A 19,089-nucleotide genomic window follows, 5' to 3' on the forward strand; every position below is an offset into this window, starting at 1 on the left:
TGACAGGTCGGAACTAAGAAGTTTTAGACGTGAATATCGAGTAAGCTGCCAATGACTTCATTGTTTTTCTCAATGACGGACGCACCCACTCGGTTGTAACCTGCAGCTTGCGTAAGGTTGATGAGTGATTCAACTTTTTGAGAGGGGAGGCTAGGAGTTGAAGCGGTTATTGCGACATCTGTCACTTTAGCCAAATCGATGTTGTGAGAAGCGATCTCTTCTTTCACTTTACCTAAATTATCATTAATGCCATGCGCGGCTTTTTCAGCCATCTGCTGTGACATCTGAACAATTTGGTGCCCAGCTTGAATTCCTGATACAGGCATATCACCACTCCCAACACTATGCTAATGAGAGCATAGGTGGAGTTTATAAAACGTTCAAGTGTTTTATATCAATGATTTGATTAAGCAAACAGTTTAGAAAGCATTTCTCGCTCTTCAACAGAAAGTACTGGGTTTTGCGTTTTGTTTAACTTTACGCTTATCTCACCCTGTAATGATTTCAACTGACTCGCCGTTAAATCGCTGAGCTTTTGTTTAAGTTCATTAAATTGTTGTGCGTTCATCTCAATACCCTCGTTGTAATTCGGTTTATCCTTCATTTCCCGAAATTCTTCGTCCTTTGGATACAACATATTTATTCAACCTAGATAGATTAGAATTTGATCGATTGCTTTTTGTCCGAACATTGTCAAGGTGTGTTAAGTGATACGTCAGATTTTTCCTATGAAGGTACATAATTACCCACTTTGGGGTAGATAGAAAAGTAGAAAGAAAAAAAGGAAGCGACAATCCGCTTCCCTTTTCTATCCGTGTGTTACTAGTTAACCCTCACTGCAAACTTACTGGCGAGTGAATGTAGCTCTGGGAGCATGCGATAGATAAGGTGAAGTTGCTGCAATACCATGCGAGCGGAACTATCATCTTCATCTCGCCACTCATTTAAGCGTTGCTCAAGTCCCGCGTCGTCAATATTAGATAAATCGCACTCTTCGCAATGCTGGTGAAGCTGTTTATGGAGGACGTCTAAATGCTGATGAATACAGCGGTGTGCATCTAAAACGAGTTTATGAATCGACTCATCTTCAATGCGAGTTCGGTGCGCACCAAGAGCAGAAATATAGTTCAGCATTGCGTGATTTAACGTTAAGAAGCGGAAGCTCTCATCAACGGCAGCACGATATTTACCAGGTTCCGCTAGCATTGTACTGATGGCAGAAGAAAGTGAGGCATCACTGTTATGGGCTTGACGACGAGCAATGCGATAGCTCAAGTTGTCCTTTTTACCAATTCGATACTGACCAATGATCTGATCGAGATACTGTTTGTTAGCATCTATCGCATCCGACATGACTTTGTGCAGCCTTCTCGATTGCCAATCTGGCAAAATAACCAGCACGGCTCCTACAGCAAGCACACACCCGATGAGGGTATCAGCTAGTCGAGGAAGCACAACCGCGTAACCTTCACCTAACTGGTTGAATAAGAAGAGGACCAGTAGTGTGATAAAACCGGTTGCGTATCCGTAATTGTTCATCCGAAAGGCGAAAAACATCACGCCAGAAATAACGATGAATACTAACTGGCTTTCTTGAGAAGGGAAGAAAGTCAGTAATGGTACGCCAATTAACAAACCGGCTAATGTGCCTACGACTCGCGCTGTCAGTTTTTGACGTGTTGCGCTGTAGTTCGGCTGACACACGAAGAGAGTGGTTAAGAGTATCCAGTAACCTCGGTCGATGCTGAACACTTGAATGATTCCATAACCAATCGTCAAGGCAATCGACATACGCAATGAGTGTCGAAACAGCATCGAATCTTTGTGTAAATTCGCGGATATACGCTGCCACATGGCTTTTAATGTGTGCGGGTTAGTATCGGCGAGCGTATCTTCCTCTAGGCCCTCAACATCTGGGTTGTTAATGTTATTCAGTTGCTTTTCTACCGTCGCTAAGTTATTGAATAAATATGTTAACTGCATGAGCAGACGTTTCCAGTGTCCTTGCTTTTGTTCTTCTAAGTAAGCAAGTGAATTTTGCACTTCAGCTAAGGCCAAGATGGACTGATCGGTATGTGAGTATTCATTCCCTAGCTGAATCGCTAATGCAATATCACGACACGCTTGGGCTTGAGATTCCAAAAGATATTTAAAACGAAACAGCACATCAGAACGTTCAAATTCAGTTGCTAAATCTTGATAGCGGTAATGGCTAGAGCTGACTCGTTCGTGGATGTCTTGAGCGATGAAGTAGATATTTAAGAATCGGTCACTAGGGCCATCAATGTGGCCGCGTTTCGAGCGGTTTAGTAATGTGGCTTTGCAAGCGTTTAGCGCCATCACCGTCGCTGCGTTGCACTTGGCAGCTTCAATCCGAAGTGGCTGTGGCGTTAGGTTGGTGACAGGGTGAAAAAGCTTGGCTTTCGCATCGAGATAATTTGCCATTTGGAAGAACACATTGGCTAAGCTTTGTTGTACAGGCTGAAGAGGCCAAAATATCTGCCAAATCATCGACATGAAGTAATACCAAGCCGCACCAGTTAAAAGCAGCAGTGGCTGAAACCAAATGTTAGTACTCTCATGTGCGCCAAGCATGGTGTAAATGGCGATCAGCAAAGAGCCAAAAGCAATGCTCGCGTATTTAGGACCTATCGCTCCAAGAATGATAAAACCAAAGGTTGAGATAAATAACCCTAATGCAAATGCCCAAGGGGTGTCGAACAAGATTTCAATTGAGAAAGCGGCGAGCGCAAAACAGAGAAAAGTCAGAATCAGCGCCTTGATGCGCCCAGTGAAGCTGTCATCACTCTCTGCCAAAGCAGCAGCAATAACGCCCAATATTAGCGGCGTGATCAGCGTGTTTTGCTCGAAGTACCAAGTCGGGATAACCACACCCAGTAAGGTGATTAGGATAAGAACGCTGTAATTTATGGTCTTGTTTGCCCAATAGAGCCGAAATTTAGAAGTTGCTTGCACAATGCGCCTTATGTTTCCGATGAAGAACGGGGGAATACTACCAAACCCACTATAGCGCGTTTATGATTTACTTTAAGAAAAATTCGCTGTTGCTGATAAAATCAACAGGGATGTCATTGACTTATACTAAAGCAGCCACGCAATGTGTCTATAATTGTAAAGTCAGCTTCAAATAGAATGAGCTTTAGGTTACTAAATCGACAGTAATGTGAATTTTATTAAAGAATAAAAGAAGATGCTTACTTAGGTGCTCGCCATTGCTACAATTTGGCGCCTTAAAATGATATAAATCGACAACTTCTAAATTAAAAGGCGCACGTTTCATGCAGCTCACTGCCACTAGCAAAGCACAGTTTTTTATTCAAAATGAGTACCATCACGTCGAAATAAAAGAGAACAGTGTTTTATTAAGCTCAATAGGCAGTGAAGAACATATTCCTTTTACGATCTGGAATGGCAAAGTTAGCGTAAAGCGTGGGTTGTTATGGAGCTCTTTGCAGTTTTTTGCTCATGAGCACGAAGGCAAACAACAAAGCTGGCTAGTACAAGGGCTACCGTGGCCACAATGCCGTAAGTTTGCTCTTGAAGCTGTTCGTCAGTATCAAGAATGGCACAATACTCAGTGCCGAAAACTGGCTGAGTATCTACCTAAGTGGGAAGAAGAGCTCTACAAACTTAAGCATCTTCCTGCCTATCTATCGCACTCTCAAGTGGTCTCCTGGGTGGAAAGTCTTAACCAAGAGTTACGCGAAATGAAAACCACTCTAGAAGAAGCCAAAATGCGGATGCCGAATCGCATGGCGGAAATCGAACCTTGGCTTATTGATACGTCTGCGACGCTTGGTGAGCGTAATCGTGATTGGCTTGAGGAAGAACGTCCGAATTGGGAAGTGCTGTTTAATCGCATAGAATCTTCGCCTTTAAACTTATCCCAGCAATATGCGGTGTTGCTCAACGATGATCACAACTTAGTCCTTGCTGGCGCAGGCTCTGGCAAAACCAGTGTTTTAACGGCTCGAGTTGCATACTTGTTGCAAAGCCACCAGGCTCAAGCAGAAGAGTTGCTTATGCTGGCTTTCGGTCGTGATGCCGCGACTGAAATGAAAGAGCGTTTAGTGGATAAAGTAGGCATGGCCGCAGACGGTGTGCGTGTGAATACGTTCCATCAACTAGGCTTATATATACTCAATCAAGTTGAGCAACAGCCTGTTGAGATCAGTCCGTTGGCGTTAGATGACAACCAGCGAACAGCATGGTGTGTAGATTGGCTGAAAAAGCATTGGATGACGCCTACTAACTTTAAACGTTGGCAAAAACATTTAGACAAATGGCCGATTGCCTATTTAAAAGGGGACGATGAGTTAGGAAGTCACTCAGAAAACCCCAAACTGATCGCGTGGCTAGACTCTCAGTTGTCTCACTTAGCTGCGGTAGGGCTAACCAAAAAGCAAGTGCAAGAAAAGTTGGTAAATCACCAAGACTATACTCGTTTAAACAGCGAACTCGCCTTGTGTTGGCCATGTTTTACTGCGTGGCAGAAAATGCTTAAAGAAAGCAATCAAGTGGATTTCCCTACCATGATCAGTCGTGCGACAGATTATGTAAATAAAGGGAAATTTGTCTCCCCATGGCGCTTCATTATGGTCGATGAGTACCAAGATATCTCTCCAGACCGTTTAGCACTGATTGAAGCACTGTGCGAATCCACACAGAAACAAGCGGGTGCGACGTTGTTTGCGGTTGGTGATGACTGGCAGGCCATCTATCAGTTTGCTGGTGCGGACGTCGATCTTATCACTGGGTTTAAAGACCGCTTTGCTCACTCTACCGTTCATCATCTAGATACGACTTATCGTTTCAACAATCAGATTGGTGATGTGGCAAACACTTTTGTGCAGCAAAACCCATCGCAATTGCCGAAAACACTAAATAGCCACAAGCAACGTAAGCAGAAGAGTGTGCATACCGCACCAAGTAACCAAGTTGAAAAGATATTGGATCAATTGAATCAACAAGCCAAGCAAACCAAGTCAGTCTTATTGTTAGGACGTAATCATTATCATAAGCCCGACTTGTATGACGATTGGTTGCGACGTTTTCCTAATCTCGATATTCGTTTTATGACTTGCCATGCGAGTAAAGGGCGAGAGGCTGATTTTGTTATTATTCTTTCTGTGGATGAGGGGCAATTCCCTGCGAAGAAGAAGCAAATTCACATTGATGGCGCATTGACCGAGTCCAAAGACAAATTCCCTCACGCAGAAGAGCGCAGGCTGTTTTACGTGGCGATTACGCGTGCGAAAGAGAAAGTTTGGATTACGCACACTGGCGCTGGGTCCGCATTTGTTCAAGAGCTCGTCAATGGCGATTATCCGATCATCACTTCGCGTTGAAGGCAGATTTCTGAATTTTAGAAACAATAAAGGCGATACTCAGTATCGCCTTTACGTTATTCGGTTGGAATCAAAGCTTACATGCGTTCAGCAAGATACGCTTCGTAATCCGGTACTTCAATATCTACCTCTTGCTCAAGAAGAGGGGAGTTAAACAGGAACTTAGCGGTGGCTCGGTTCGTTGCCACAGGAATATTCCAAACGCTAGCAATACGAAGAAGCGCTTTAACGTCTGGGTCGTGAGGTACGGCGTTGAGCGGATCCCAGAAGAAAACGAGAACGTCGATTTTGCCTTCTGAAATGAGCGCGCCAAGTTGTTGGTCACCGCCCATTGGGCCACTGATCATGCTCTTAATCGCTAGTCCAGTTTCTTTGCTCAACATGTGTCCGGTTGTGCCTGTCGCGTAAAGAAAGTGACTCTGCAGTTTTTCTTTGTTTTCTTTTACCCAGCGAAGTAGCTCAGGTTTGCAGTTGTCATGGGCAACCAAAGCCACATGTTTGTGGGTTGGCATGGTACGAATGGTTTTTTGCATCAAGATGTTTCCGTTTGTATGATTTTAAAATTGTTGTTATTCAATAGAACACGTTTTTTGTCTTTCAATCAACAGCCTTAACACGGAATGTCGGCCTATATTCTGACGGAGATAACGATTCTTCGATCGTATCGTCATGAAGTGTCTTCGGAGTCAGTGGCTTGATCGTTGGTGAGGCATGTTTGTCATACTCTTCACCCCTCAAGTAATGCGCTGCTTGCATGACGGAAAGCCTGCCTTGCTGCACCATTTTATCTGTTGGCGCGAAGAGTACTTTGTTACGCAATAGTCCTCGGTAAACACCATGACTTAAGTACACAGAAACCAAACCGATCTCCTCAGCTTTGCCTGCGCTACGCAGTTCACTGATAGCGGCTTCAATCGCAACCGCGCTGCCAACGATATAATCTATATTTCCCATATCAATCACACGTTGAACCAAGTTACGCTGTAACTCTTTGTCGTTGTCTGCCCAAAACGAGTCAACGATGTTGATATCACTTCCTTGGATCGCTTCATAAAATCCGGCAGTCACGGGCTTCGTGCCTCCACGAGTACGCGGCCCCAAAAGTAAGGCAATGTTTGTTTTTCCTGATCCCTTTGGATGGCGAGCAGCGAGATATTTTCCTGCTTCGTATCCCATCCAGTGCCAGTCAACACCGACCGTACCTTTTAACAGCTCACTTTGCTCTTCATCCAGATCGAGTTGGTTCACAGTAGCAAAGACAGGAATGTTTCCGACCCAATTCTTAAGCGAATGTTCATAGGCTTGTGGGTCCACGGTCCCAAGGACAATCGCATCTGCTCCCCATTGGCTGCACAGTGCGAGTTGTTGCTCTTGACGCGTTTTGTTTGGGTAGCCACCCGCTTCAAGGACTCTCAGCTCGACGCCTTCTTTTTTCGCTTCGGACACCATTCCATAGTTTACTGATAACCAGTATGAATCCTTTAGGTGAGGGTAAATGGCACATACTTTTTCTGCTGCAACCACTGGTAAAGAAGCGACAAGGGCTAATGTGACTGCAGAATGTTTGAAAATTGTGCGAAATGCGTGTTGATTTTTAACCATGAAATGAAGTTCGTTGGCATAGATTAAGTAAACACTGCAAAATATAACGTAATATGTCGCTGAACACGAACATTAAGGTCATGAAAATATGTTGCTAGCAACCGCAAGCATCGGTCGTAAACTCTTGTTGTCTTTCATTGCGATGGCAATGCTGGTTATGTTATCGGCACTTATTGGTGTGTCTGGATTTTCTTTAGTTGCCAAGACGGAAAGAAATGTCGTGGATTCTGCAATTCCCGCCATGATTGAAGCGAGGCAAGTCTCTGAGTTGAGTACTCGCATCATTTCGTCTGTACAACTGTTATCGAACGCAAGAAACGAGCAGGAAAGAAAAGAGTCTGGGCGTGTGCTTTTCGAACAGCTCGAATCATTGCTTACTCATATCAAAGAGCTGGGGAGTGAGTCGTTTGATTCTCAATTGCTAGAAGATCTCGAGAGTAACGTCCAGAACGTTATCGACAACTTGGCAGAACTTGGTGTTTCGGTTGAAAGAAAGCTGTGGCTGGCAAAAGAGATTGATACTCGTGTCGAAGAGATGCGCTTACTGAGTGAAGAGTTGGAACAGCTAACTCGGACGCAAGTTCAGAACACGAGCACCATTGCCGTTGCTAACGTCACACATATCTATGACTTATTAGAATCGAATAAAAAATCGCAAGTTTATCAGGCACTAGATGCGCTGGTGGAAGTGGATCTAGATCTGACAGAGCGATTGCATGAGCTGCACTTATTGGCTTTTAAAATGCTGAATCAAATTGAAGAGGCTCGCACATTAACCAATATTGAGCGAATCCAGCAGGTGCAAAGTGATTTTGAAAGTAATCTCAAAATCATGAAGCGCCGTGTGCTTGCCGTAGAAGATCCCACTCGCTCTAAACAAATGAGCCAACTACTAACAGAGCTCGGTAAGCGTCAGGTCGTGTTCACTATTTTGATGCAGCAGTATGAGAATAACGAACAATCTCAACAACTGATGCAAAAGACACTGGAATTGTTTTCGGAGCTGAATGGTACCGTAAACAAATTGGTTGATGATTCAAACAAAACGACAACCGTCGCTGTGGATGAATTGACGAGCACGCTGAAATTCGCTCAGTGGTCTCTAACGGTGATTTCAATTGTTGGTTTGATTGTGTTGGTGCTGATTTTATGGCGTGTTGTATACCTTTCTGTGGTTAAGCGATTGGCAGAGTACTCTGCTGCGCTGCTTTCTGTGGCGCAGGGTAACTTAGCCGTCGAGCTGGAGGTAAAAGGCAAAGATGAGCTAGCGCATATGGGGCAAGCTATCATCACGGCTCGAAATACAGCTCAAGCGCTAAAAGTGGTCGCAGAGGGAGAAGCTCAAGCCAAGCGAGAGCTCGAAGAGCACAAAGAGCATTTGGAAGAGCTCGTTGAGCAACGCACTTCACAGTTAAAACAAGCTAACCGCCGTTTGAATGAAGAGGTTTTGAATCACGCGAAAGCTCGTAAGCAAGCAGAGCAAGCGAGTCGAGCTAAATCAGCATTCTTGGCGACCATGAGCCATGAGATCAGAACGCCGATGAATGGGGTGCTCGGAACGGCACGTTTGTTGATTGACTCAGGCCTCAACCCCATTCAAAAGCGTTATGCGGAAATCATCAACCGCAGTGGTAAAACGTTGCTCGCGATTCTGAATGATGTGCTGGACTACTCCAAGATTGAAGCAGGGCATTTAGAGATTCGCCACATGGGCTTCGATTTACACCAAATGGTTGAAGACACTTTCCAGTTAATGAACAGCCGAGCTCAAGAGAAGAAGCTGTTGTTTTCCTATCATATTGAAAGTGATGTAAGTCGCTATTGGAAAGGGGATGTCACCAGAATCAGTCAGGTGCTGAACAACCTTGTCGGAAACGCGATTAAATTTACTGACGAAGGTGAAATTGATATCTACGTTAGCCTCAACCCAGAGGATGAGTCGCAAGTCCTATTTGAAGTATCAGACACCGGGATAGGTATTGCCAAAAAAGATCAGAAAACGTTGTTTGATGCCTTCACGCAAGCCGAAGGTGGGATGAGTCAAACTGGAGGAACGGGTCTTGGCCTTGCCATCAGTAAACGAATCATTGAAGCGATGGGCGGTATTTTAGAAGTCGATTCTGAAGAAGGACATGGCAGTCGATTCTGGTTCTCCATTCCATTAGAGGAAAGTGAACCTGTTGAAACCGGTGCAGTGGCAACCGCGCGCTGCAAAGTGAAAGCGAAAGTCTTGTTGGTAGAAGACAATGAAGTAAACCGAGTGGTTGCGGAAGGCTTTTTAGAAAGCATGGGCCACCAGGTCGTGATGGCAGAAAACGGCTCACAGGCAGAGCAACTGATCAGCACGCAGGATTTTGATATCGCTTTAGTCGATATCAACTTGCCAGACTGTGATGGAACCGAGTTAATCCAACGTTTGAAACAAATTGAATGTAACAAACCAGCTAATAAAGCCCTTGCTGCTACGCCTATGATCGCAGTGTCTGCGCACGTTTTTGCCGAAGAAGTTGAGCGCTATTTAGCTGCAGGTTTTGACGGGTATTTACCTAAACCATTGGCAAAAGAAGCTCTAGCGGCATTGATTCAGGACGTGCTGGATGGAAAGCCGTTATTGTTGCCACAAAATGCCGACTGTACCCCGTTTGATCAAACTTCGCCTCAAGAACAAGCGATACAATCAAAGGTTATTCAAGTCCCTAAAACAGAGGAATCAGATGTGGTCATCATTAACCCGAGCGTGATTGAGTCCGATATGAAAATCTTGGGCAGAGAGAAGATGTTGCACATCATTAATCTGTTTAGAACGACCAGTGCCGATGTACTAAGCAAGCTGCAAGCGTCTGCTGGTGGTAATGACAGTAAAGAAGTGAAGAACCTTGCTCACAAACTAAAAGGCAGCGCAGGGAGTTTAGGGCTTACTGCATTAATGAACTCTTGCCAAGAAATTGAAGCTGCGCCTCAACCTTTAGATACCTACATGGCGACTAAAGATCAATTGGTGTCTCAAGTGTCTGAATCAATTCAAGCTCTTGATGAGTTGATGGCGAAGTAAATCAATTGCATCCCAAAAACAAAAACCTCCGGCAAGCCGGAGGTTTTTTCTATTTGGTCATGTCATCTTCCCACTCGAATCGAGTGTCTAGGGCATAAGGGTCGTCATCAAAAGGATGCTCCACTTTGCCACGCAAGTATTCGAGTTGATGCTCAAGCATGTTGACCGTTTCGTAGTCTCCCTCAGAACAAGCAACGTAAATCTGTTGTTCAAGAGCGGCAATGTTATCTCGGATACCCATGAGAACCCCCTTAAATCATCATCGATTCTCAAAACGATTATAGTCAAGTAATCCAAATTCGATCGGTTGTTTTGTACGGTACCAATTGTGCAGACGATCGCTAAACGGCCAGAATTTTTCTGAGCTTCTGCGAATCGCAAAATTATCCAACAACTTAACGTAATCGGATTCATTTTGGATGGCACTAAATTGATCGACAAATTCTTTTACTTGATTTTCGTTTATCGAGAAAAATGCCGCTGGGTAGCTTCCCACAACGCCACGTACGATAGTCATATCATCGTTAGCAAAGTCCCGGTTGCTTTCTTCATCAAACAAGCTAGAAATATTCGTGTGTGCATTATTGTGAAGTAGGGTGAACAACTCATCTTTTCCAGACTGGCTTCTCACCATAAGCATGGTGATTTGCGGAACGGTTTTCAGACCTTCTCCGCGAACTTGGCCAATACGTTGGAGCTGTTTTTCACTTTGAGCAGAAAGCTCAGTATCTTTAATCTCGTAGCGCGGAAGAAGAACATCTGAGACTCGTTCTCTAAGCAACTCGACTAACTCTGTTTTTGGATCGTCAGTTTTGTACTCGACGCTGGTTGGTTGGTTAAATGGCTTCACGTTGCGTTGTAAAAAGTCACTTAACTGTGGACTTTGATCTTTATACCAGCTTGATTGCAGTTCATGACGCATGTCGGTTGGCAGCAAAGATATAAAGTTACTTTCGCCTTCCAGACGCAAAAAGTCCATGAACATTCGTGTCATGAGTTGGTGGCCGAAGTTGCCGTACACATCAAACCCAGCAACGAGCAAATAGTGGATGCGTTCTAGTAACGCGTAGTCAAGAATCCATATCGTTTTCGGCTGCTCGCCAACTAACCCTTGTACGACTGACGCGCTGTCAAAGTGGCGGAAAATCGTTAATGCCGCATTGTGGTTGGTGCCATTACCGTACCAAATTACGTCGGTGGATAGGTTTTCGCCTTCCTTAAACCAGTTATTGGTAAATTCAGACTTGGCTTCTAGGTAGCGAGCTTGCTGACGCGCGTATTTAACCCAGTTGGTAACAGGCAGCGTGTTGCTTTCCTGCTCTGCTGGCAGTCTTAGGTTATCAGCCTGAGAACGGTAAAACTCATTTACTTCAGGGATATCTGCTTTATCTGGATCTAGAAAGAATATCCAAAAGCGATCATTGATAACATTCAATGCAAGTTGGCCACGACAAACAGGCCCTTTAATATAAGCCATGATCGTGTTTTGTGCATTGTCCAACATAAACTTGAAGCGTGATTTAACCGGAAGATCGATAAATGATGTCATTGGGTTTGCAGCAACTTCAGGTTCATAACTCGGTAGTTGATTAACCGTGTAATCAGCATCGATAAACCATGTGTTCCAGTTTTCAATACGTTGCTTGTTTAACGCGAACGGCATGTGTGTTTTATCTACAATCGTCCCTTGTTCTGGAATAATTCGATAAAACACGCGCTCAACCCCGGGATCATCGTACGGGCGACGTGTTGAAATACGTTTTACTGGTTGCCCCGGTGGAGTAGAAGAACGAACTAACGTAAAGAATCGAGGATCTTCAGTGAGTTCTGAAAAGTAGAGGTGAGACAAAAACAAATGCTCGTAAATATAGCGAGCCATCAGTTGATTTTTTAGATCAGCGCGATTGAGCAAAGTTTCATACTTGTCGATTTGAGCTTGCTCTTGTTCACTAATTGGTTGGTGAACGTTCATTATCGCGCCGTTTTCCAGCCAAGTCATCAGTGTGTGGTATTCACTGTTTGATAGGTTTGGCATACCAAAAGGCATTCCCCAGGTTGGGTTATCTTTTTCGTACTGTTCGTACTCTTCAATTGTTGGACAGGTTTGTTCTCGATCTATCGAAAAATCAAAACCTTCTAACTGGACTTGATCAGGCAGCGGGTGGCGTTCTTTTTGTTGTAGCAAACGTGCAATGAGGCCTGCATCAATGTTGGCCGCCATGCTCTGATCACGTTCGTTAAGTACCGGATGAAAACCCGCATCGCGCCACTCTTGGGTTGTTTCTGCATCTTCGAATAAGCGTGTTGGCGCGGCGGCAGTAAGTCTTGTTCCTTCATATACCAGTGCTTTGCTCGCGCCACGGTCAATACCCTCAACGGAAGAAAGCTTAAGCTGGCATGGTGCATCGTAGCACGCATGACAGACGACACAGCGGTTATCCATAATGGGTTTGACTTCGCTTTGGAAGAAGTTTGCTTGAGGTGTAGCCACGTCCGCCGTACGTTCACGAACGAGCTGTGGACCAAACAGTTGGTCATAGCTAAGGCCCGCATAGGTTGCACAGCCAGCAAACAATGTAGCAATGCAAAGTATAAAAATTAAGCGCAAATTCATTGAGTTATTTTACGTGATTAGAATTTGCATTAATTAAAGCAAAATAAGCGGTCAATTACCAAAAGTTGGAGCAATTCGCCGCGATTTCTTTACTTTTTCGCATGCTTAAATACATAACCTTGTCGATGAACGGTCTGAATTCGATCCGCTTTAATCCCTTCGCTAGCCAGTCGTTTTCTTATTCTACTAATGTGCATATCGAGTGCGCGGTCATGCTCTGAGAACGTGCGCTTCAGTACCGTTTCATAAAGGAAAGGTTTGCTAAGCACTTGATCTTGATAATGAGTCAGAGTACGGAGCAGCTCGAATTGAACGCTTGTAAGCTGAACTAACTTTTTGTCTGACGGACGATTTATCATCACAGTATGGCTGTGCTTATCCAGTACGAGCTCATATTCATTATTGAGACCGTTATCGGAAGCTGCCGTCTTAGGAGCAGACGAAAGGATATACTCAAACATATTGGCATTTTAATTATTAATGATAGTAAAAACTATTATCATTAATGTTAGCTTGAAATCAATGCTGTATTTTATTTGTAATGCAATATGTCGGAGTCATATCAAAATTCTGATATGGAAGAAATAACTCTACGACGGAAAGAGCACCAATTTAAATCGCCAAATCAATAAGTATTACCACAATTTCTAAAGCAAATAATCAGCTATTTTGGAGACTAGAGCAGCTGTTAATGTCTCTAAAGTTCTTATTTCTAAGATTCGCTTATCCACTATTTCTAGACTATACATTCTGTTGCAGGAAGCTCTTTTCTAATACACACAGAGGTTTATATGACAGCGAAATATGGCGTAAAACGTCGATTAGCGATTCTTGCCGCCGCCTTAATTGGCGCGACAAGTAGCAGTATCGCGGCAGAGAAACCTAACATTCTCGTCATTTGGGGTGATGATATTGGCCAGTCCAATCTCAGTGCTTACACCTTCGGCTTGATGGGATACAAAACACCAAACATAGACAGCATCGCGAAAGAGGGCATGATGTTCACGGATTATTACGGTGAACAATCTTGTACTGCGGGCCGTTCTACTTTTATCACCGGCCAGACCGTCCTTAGAACGGGTTTAAGTAAAGTAGGGCTTCCTGGCGCAGATCTTGGCTTGAAGGAAGAAGATGCCACCATTGCCGAAATGTTGAAGCCGATGGGCTATATGACGGGTCAATTTGGTAAAAATCATTTAGGCGACAAAGACGAACACCTGCCTACTAACCACGGCTTCGATGAATTTTTTGGCAACCTTTATCACTTGAACGCCGAGGAAGAACCAGAAAACGTCGATTACCCTAAAGATCCAGAATTTCGTAAAAAATTTGGTCCACGAGGTGTTATTCGCTCGTACGCTGACGGCAAAATTGAGGACACCGGGCCTCTGACTCGCAAGCGTATGGAAACCGTGGATGAAGAGACGTTGGATGCGGCTCTCGATTTTATGGATCGTGCCGTCAAAGCTGAAAAACCTTTCTTCGTCTGGTGGAACGCAACGCGTATGCATTTCCGTACCCACGTGAAAGAAGAGAATTCGGGAAAAACAGGCATCAGTGAGTATGCAGATGGCATGGTTGAGCATGATAATCATGTCGGCCAACTACTGAAAAAAGTGGACGATTTGGGCATAAAAGACAACACGATAGTCTTTTATTCAACCGATAATGGTCCGCACATGAACTCGTGGCCAGATGCAGGTACAACGCCATTCCGTGGAGAGAAAAATACCAACTGGGAAGGTGCGTATCGAGTCCCTGCGATGGTACGTTGGCCGGGTAAAATTAAAGCTGGCTCTGTCTCGAATGATATCATGCACCATATGGACTGGATGCCAACTTTCGTTGCTGCCGCGGGTGATGACAGTATCAAAGAGAAATTACTCAAAGGCTATAGTGCGAATGGTAAGAAATTCAAAGTGCATCTCGATGGTTACAACTTCCTGCCATATTTAACTGGCAAAGAAGAGAAAGCACCGCGTGAAGAGATTTTTTACTTCTCGGATGATGGAGACTTAACCGCACTTCGTTATAACAAGTGGAAACTGGTTTTCATGGAGCAACGAGCAAAAGGTACGCTGCGCATTTGGGCAGAACCATTCACCACACTTCGAGTTCCTAAGATCTTCAACTTACGTATGGATCCTTACGAAGTGGCAGATATCACTTCCAACACCTACTATGATTGGATGCTAGACCGTGCTTATATGCTGGTTCCTGCCCAAGCTTACGTAGGCAGATTCCTCGAAACATTTAAAGAGTTCCCACCAAGGCAAAAAGCGGCAAGCTTCTCGCTCGATCAGGTGATGGAGAAATTAAAAGAGAACCCAAATAAGTAGGCTAGTGCTACGTAAGCAATACGATGCAACCATATAGAAAAGAGGCTCATATGAGCCTCTTTTTCCGTCTAATAGAAGCTTTAAGAGCAACGAATGACAAAGAAAATGCGAATCAATAAGGCCTACAAGGAAACTGGCTCGTAGTGGGCAGCCGTTAAGTTCGCTTTAATTTTTTCACGTAGCGCAATATGAGCAGGGTTGTTCATTTCTCGCTTGTGGTAAACAAACTTGTAAGGGATAGCGCATATAGAAATAGGGCAGTGCAGAACTTGAAGCTTAAGGGCTTTACTCCATTTGTTTGCAAAAGATTGAGACACTAAACCTAAACAATCGCGTTGCGCGACGTACAACGCCATACCAGCAAGCGAAGATGTGATCAAATCGACTTTTCTCTCTTGAATAGTTTCTTGGGATAGCTGCTCAAAACCGCTCATGTTGTTCCATTTCCCTGAAAACAAACAGTGAGTTTCCTCATAAAACTGTTCTTTTGAGAGCGAGCCTTGCACGCGGGGATGATTCTCACGACAGATAATCACCGCCTCTTCTTCGTAGGCATCTTCAATAATAAACGCCGCATCTTTTGTGATAACAGTATCAATGACAAGATCGACTTTTTGTTGTCTTAGAAGCTCAAATAATAAGAACTTTTCGGGTGGCGATTCATAAAAAATAGTGTTCTTTATCGGGTCCATAATGTGCAATAAAATTTCGGAACAACACACTTCAAAATGATTCTTATCGGATATCGCATTGTCAATGATATTAACCGCTTGCTGGAATTGTGGTAGCAGTTGATAGGCGGTGGATGTTAGTGCGATACCTCGCCCTTTTTTGACAAATAATTGCTTATCGACCACTTGTTCTAAACGCTTTATTGCAGCGCTCACAGCGGGTTGTGTCAGCCCCAATTGTTCCGCGGCTTTCGTGTAAGATTGGAACTCCGCGACAACAAGAAAAGTTTGGATCAAATTCAAGTCCATAACGTTACTCATAAATTTAATTTATAGGTTAACTAATTCTGACTGCATTTATCGCCTGAAATTAGTGCTTTATCTTATATCAACAATGGTATTGAAAAGCGAATACCATTTTTACGCACTAGCGAACTCTTGGAGATAATATGAAAAATGCGACCAAAACGAGCAGTAAAAAACTCGTACTTAACGCATGTACGTTAGCATTAGGCGCTGCATCTGCAGTTGCACACGCAGCGGACAAACCCAACATTCTTGTCATCTTTGGTGATGATGTTGGTTACTGGAACCTTAGTACCTACAACCAAGGCATGATGGCGTACAACACGCCGAACATCGATAGCATTGCTAAAGAAGGTGCGAAGTTCACTAACTTCTACGCACAGCAAAGTTCGACAGCAGGCCGTTCTGCATTCATTACTGGTCAAATGCCAAAACGTACTGGTCTATCAAAAGTGGGCTTACCAGGCGCTCCGCAAGGTATCTCGGAAAAAGATCCAACGATTGCAACTGTGCTCAAGCAAATGGGTTACGCAACCGGACAATTTGGTAAGAACCATTTAGGTGACCGAGACGAACACCTTCCTACCAACCACGGTTTTGATGAGTTTTTCGGCAACCTATATCACTTGAACGCGGAAGAAGAGCCAGAGAACGTGGATTATCCTAAAGATCCAGAGTTCAAGAAGAAATTTGGCCCTCGTGGCGTAATCCACTCTTACGCTGACGGCAAAATTGAAGATACCGGTCCACTTACGCGTAAGCGTATGGAAAATGTTGACGGTGAATTCCTTGATGCTGCGGAAACCTTCATAGAAAAACAAGTAAAAGCAGATAAGCCGTTCTTTACTTGGTTTAACACCACTCGCATGCACAACTTCACGCATGTTCCTGAAGAATACCAAGGTAAAACAGGTGCTGGTTTTTACGCGGATGGTGTCAAGCAGCACGATGATCAAATCGGTCAGCTACTTAACAAGATCAAAGAGTTAGGTGTGGATGACAATACAATCATTGTTTACACCACTGACAACGGCCCTATGGTTGATTTGTGGCCTGATGCAGGGATGACACCATTCCGCTCTGAGAAAAACACTGGCTGGGAAGGCAGTTTCCGTGTGCCGATGTTGATTAAATGGCCTGGAAACATCGAAGCAGGTAAAACGTTCAACGGCATGATGTCATTAGAGGATTTCTTCCCGACATTGGTTGCTGCAGCGGGTGACACCAAAGTTAAAGATGAATTACTAAAAGGTAAGAAAGTTGGTGATATGGACTATAAAGTTCACCTAGATGGTTACAACCAACTGCCATATCTAACGGGTAAGTCAGACAAATCTGCTCGTAACGAATTCGTTTACTGGAGCGATGACGGTGATCTTGTGGCATTACGCCAAGGAAAGTACAAGTTCCACTTTATGATTCAAGAGAATGAAACAGGCATGGATGTATGGCGCAAGCCGTTTACTAAACTTCGTGTTCCATTGATCTTCGACTTGAGTATCGACCCATTCGAACGTGGTGACCAAGGTATGGGTTACTCTCGTTGGATGTACGAGCGTTCATTCTTAATGATGCCAGCGATGGATACAGTGAAAGAAGTGATGGGTACATTCAAAGAATTCCCACCTCGTATGGAAGCAGGTTCGTTCGTACCTAAGTCTTCTAAGTAATTAATATTATATAGCGCTTTTCGGAGCGCTATATACCCAAATAGCTTCAATTCCTGCTGAAATGTGATTACGAGGTTATTTGGGTATATTAAATAGTGAGAAACGTATGAGTAAGATTTCCCCTCGCCATTCTACTACCATGCCTATTGTTCCTCTTAAAACGGCGTCTAAAGCAACGGTTCCGGGTGCGTACGACCGTCGATTCCATTTGATGGCAAAGCCAGGCGGAGCAAAATGCAACATCGATTGTCAGTACTGCTTTTATCTGCATAAAGAAAATCTACTGCACCAAGAAAAGCAGCCAAAAATGGACGACGCAACACTGGAAGCGTTCGTGAAAAGCTACATCGAAAGTCAGGATGGCGAAGAAATTGTATTCTCATGGCAGGGTGGGGAGCCAACGCTGCTTGGGTTGGACTATTTCCGCAATGTTGTAGCTCTGCAAAAGAAACATCAGCCGAAAGGCGTTCGCATTGAAAACGACCTTCAGACCAACGGCATTTTGCTAAACGATGAGTGGTGCGCGTTTTTAAAAGAGCACAACTTCCTAGTTGGCTTGTCGATTGATGGGCCACGAGAGCTGCACGACAAATATCGCAAAACCCGCAGCGGTAAGCCGACGTTTGATCTGGTGATGAAAGCGGTAGATAAGCTCCAAGCACATGGCGTGAAATTCAACGCGTTGGTGACGGTGAATCGACACAATGCGAAATACCCGCTCGAAGTGTATCGATTTTTAACCCAAGAATTGGGTGTGACATACATTCAGTTTGCACCGGTGGTTGAAGCGAACGACTTCCAAACAACCGCACCGCAGTTTTGGAACGAACAGATGATCCCAACCAAAGGCAGTGATCTGGCGAAACCGGGTCATCCAATGTCTGTAGTGACGGGTTGGTCGGTCGATCCTGAAGACTGGGGACGCTTTTTAATGACCACCTTTGAAGAGTGGGTGAATAACGATCTTGGCCGTGTACTGGTTAACCTGTTTGAAACCGCGGTAGCGCAAGTAATGGGGAAACCGTCTCAGCTTTGCGTGACAGCTGAGTTTTGTGGCAAAGGCTTGGCGATTGAGCACAATGGCGACGTGTTCAGTTGCGACCACTATGTATACCCAGAATACAAACTCGCCAACATTCATGAACACTCATTGAATGACATGGCATTCTCTACACGACAATACACCTTTGGCATGGCAAAACGCGAATCTTTGCCGACGTATTGTAAGCAGTGTCCCTACTTGCCTTATTGCTGGGGCGAGTGTCCGAAAAACCGTCTGATCAAAACGCCGAATGACGAGGCTGGACTAAACTATCTGTGTTCGGGAATCAAAATGTTCTTTGATTACGCATTACCGATGTTGGTTGGTCTTGCGCAGCTGCTCCAATCTGAAGAACCACAAAGATAACATAGTGAATATAACCTTAAGTTATTTCATTTGTTCTTATACTTAACTATTGAAAAGA

14 protein-coding genes are annotated in these 19,089 nt (G+C 44.2%); 5 read left to right on the forward strand and 9 right to left on the reverse strand.

Annotation, left to right across the window (positions count from 1 at the left end; translation table 11 throughout):
• Window positions 1–23: 23 nt before the first annotated feature.
• The 3 genes from NL645_RS01935 to yccS all read right to left on the reverse strand — a co-directional run bounded on the left by NL645_RS01935 (window position 24) and on the right by yccS (window position 2,976).
• Window positions 24–326, reverse strand: coding sequence for a hypothetical protein (locus NL645_RS01935; protein WP_253651074.1), 303 nt, complete (start codon window positions 324–326; stop codon window positions 24–26).
• A gap of 80 nt (window positions 327–406) precedes the next feature.
• On the reverse strand, window positions 407–637 hold the full coding sequence (locus NL645_RS01940; protein ID WP_041853076.1) for a hypothetical protein: 231 nt from the start codon (window positions 635–637) through the stop codon (window positions 407–409).
• Window positions 638–822: 185 nt separating this feature from the next.
• Window positions 823–2,976, reverse strand: a complete 2,154-nt coding sequence (gene yccS / locus NL645_RS01945) for a YccS family putative transporter (RefSeq protein WP_253651075.1) — start codon at window positions 2,974–2,976, stop codon at window positions 823–825.
• A gap of 323 nt (window positions 2,977–3,299) precedes the next feature.
• Here yccS and helD point away from each other — a divergent pair, with 323 nt between their 5' ends.
• Window positions 3,300–5,369, forward strand: coding sequence for a DNA helicase IV (helD, locus tag NL645_RS01950; protein ID WP_253651076.1), 2,070 nt, complete (start codon window positions 3,300–3,302; stop codon window positions 5,367–5,369).
• Window positions 5,370–5,446: 77 nt separating this feature from the next.
• Here helD and NL645_RS01955 read toward each other — a convergent pair whose 3' ends face one another.
• Both NL645_RS01955 and torT read right to left on the reverse strand, forming a co-directional pair.
• Entirely contained in the window at window positions 5,447–5,902 is a 456-nt protein-coding gene (locus NL645_RS01955) for a methylglyoxal synthase (RefSeq protein WP_005376571.1), read from the reverse strand.
• 64 nt (window positions 5,903–5,966) lie between these two features.
• A complete protein-coding gene (gene torT, locus NL645_RS01960) occupies window positions 5,967–7,016 on the reverse strand; it encodes a TMAO reductase system periplasmic protein TorT (protein WP_080936816.1) in 1,050 nt (349 codons plus the stop codon).
• Window positions 7,017–7,059: 43 nt separating this feature from the next.
• Here torT and torS point away from each other — a divergent pair, with 43 nt between their 5' ends.
• Window positions 7,060–10,023 (forward strand): TMAO reductase system sensor histidine kinase/response regulator TorS, encoded by a 2,964-nt coding sequence (gene torS / locus NL645_RS01965; RefSeq protein ID WP_253651077.1) that lies wholly within the window; start codon window positions 7,060–7,062, stop codon window positions 10,021–10,023.
• Between the two features lie 49 nt (window positions 10,024–10,072).
• Here the strand turns inward: torS and NL645_RS01970 are convergent, their stop codons facing one another.
• From NL645_RS01970 to NL645_RS01980, 3 genes are all read right to left on the reverse strand, one after another.
• Window positions 10,073–10,264 carry a hypothetical protein gene (locus NL645_RS01970; protein ID WP_054867428.1) on the reverse strand — a complete coding sequence of 64 codons (192 nt, stop codon included), beginning with the start codon at window positions 10,262–10,264 and terminating at the stop codon, window positions 10,073–10,075.
• An 18-nt stretch (window positions 10,265–10,282) separates the two neighbouring features.
• A complete protein-coding gene (locus NL645_RS01975) occupies window positions 10,283–12,637 on the reverse strand; it encodes a fatty acid cis/trans isomerase (protein ID WP_253651078.1) in 2,355 nt (784 codons plus the stop codon).
• Window positions 12,638–12,726: 89 nt separating this feature from the next.
• Window positions 12,727–13,098 (reverse strand): winged helix-turn-helix domain-containing protein, encoded by a 372-nt coding sequence (locus NL645_RS01980; RefSeq protein ID WP_253651079.1) that lies wholly within the window; start codon window positions 13,096–13,098, stop codon window positions 12,727–12,729.
• A gap of 330 nt (window positions 13,099–13,428) precedes the next feature.
• Between NL645_RS01980 and NL645_RS01985 the strand changes: the two genes are divergently transcribed.
• The gene (locus NL645_RS01985; RefSeq protein ID WP_046875994.1) at window positions 13,429–14,976 is read left to right on the forward strand and encodes an arylsulfatase; all 1,548 of its coding nucleotides are present in this window, start codon (window positions 13,429–13,431) and stop codon (window positions 14,974–14,976) included.
• Window positions 14,977–15,098: 122 nt separating this feature from the next.
• Here NL645_RS01985 and NL645_RS01990 read toward each other — a convergent pair whose 3' ends face one another.
• Entirely contained in the window at window positions 15,099–15,956 is an 858-nt protein-coding gene (locus NL645_RS01990) for a LysR family transcriptional regulator (protein ID WP_174856108.1), read from the reverse strand.
• A 140-nt stretch (window positions 15,957–16,096) separates the two neighbouring features.
• Here NL645_RS01990 and NL645_RS01995 point away from each other — a divergent pair, with 140 nt between their 5' ends.
• Together NL645_RS01995 and NL645_RS02000 are read left to right on the forward strand one after the other, a co-directional pair.
• The gene (locus NL645_RS01995; RefSeq protein WP_005396660.1) at window positions 16,097–17,623 is read left to right on the forward strand and encodes an arylsulfatase; all 1,527 of its coding nucleotides are present in this window, start codon (window positions 16,097–16,099) and stop codon (window positions 17,621–17,623) included.
• A gap of 106 nt (window positions 17,624–17,729) precedes the next feature.
• Window positions 17,730–19,031 (forward strand): anaerobic sulfatase maturase, encoded by a 1,302-nt coding sequence (locus tag NL645_RS02000; protein ID WP_253651080.1) that lies wholly within the window; start codon window positions 17,730–17,732, stop codon window positions 19,029–19,031.
• Window positions 19,032–19,089: the final 58 nt, after the last annotated feature.

The organism is Vibrio sp. Y51_MX_L26 (assembly GCF_024181935.1).
In the GTDB taxonomy this organism is placed as follows: domain Bacteria; phylum Pseudomonadota; class Gammaproteobacteria; order Enterobacterales; family Vibrionaceae; genus Vibrio; species Vibrio diabolicus.

What these genes read in the sequence shown, in the direction of transcription:
- NL645_RS01935 (WP_253651074.1), bottom strand. Translation starts at nt 326, where the DNA reads ATGCCTGTATCAGGAATTCAAGCTGGGCACCAAATTGTTCAGATGTCA.
- NL645_RS01940 (WP_041853076.1), bottom strand. Translation starts at nt 637, where the DNA reads ATGTTGTATCCAAAGGACGAAGAATTTCGGGAAATGAAGGATAAACCG.
- helD (WP_253651076.1), top strand. Translation starts at nt 3,300, where the DNA reads ATGCAGCTCACTGCCACTAGCAAAGCACAGTTTTTTATTCAAAATGAG.
- NL645_RS01955 (WP_005376571.1), bottom strand. Translation starts at nt 5,902, where the DNA reads ATGCAAAAAACCATTCGTACCATGCCAACCCACAAACATGTGGCTTTG.
- torS (WP_253651077.1), top strand. Translation starts at nt 7,060, where the DNA reads ATGTTGCTAGCAACCGCAAGCATCGGTCGTAAACTCTTGTTGTCTTTC.
- NL645_RS01970 (WP_054867428.1), bottom strand. Translation starts at nt 10,264, where the DNA reads ATGGGTATCCGAGATAACATTGCCGCTCTTGAACAACAGATTTACGTT.
- NL645_RS01975 (WP_253651078.1), bottom strand. Translation starts at nt 12,637, where the DNA reads ATGAATTTGCGCTTAATTTTTATACTTTGCATTGCTACATTGTTTGCT.
- NL645_RS01980 (WP_253651079.1), bottom strand. Translation starts at nt 13,098, where the DNA reads ATGTTTGAGTATATCCTTTCGTCTGCTCCTAAGACGGCAGCTTCCGAT.
- NL645_RS01985 (WP_046875994.1), top strand. Translation starts at nt 13,429, where the DNA reads ATGACAGCGAAATATGGCGTAAAACGTCGATTAGCGATTCTTGCCGCC.
- NL645_RS01990 (WP_174856108.1), bottom strand. Translation starts at nt 15,956, where the DNA reads ATGGACTTGAATTTGATCCAAACTTTTCTTGTTGTCGCGGAGTTCCAA.
- NL645_RS01995 (WP_005396660.1), top strand. Translation starts at nt 16,097, where the DNA reads ATGAAAAATGCGACCAAAACGAGCAGTAAAAAACTCGTACTTAACGCA.
- NL645_RS02000 (WP_253651080.1), top strand. Translation starts at nt 17,730, where the DNA reads ATGAGTAAGATTTCCCCTCGCCATTCTACTACCATGCCTATTGTTCCT.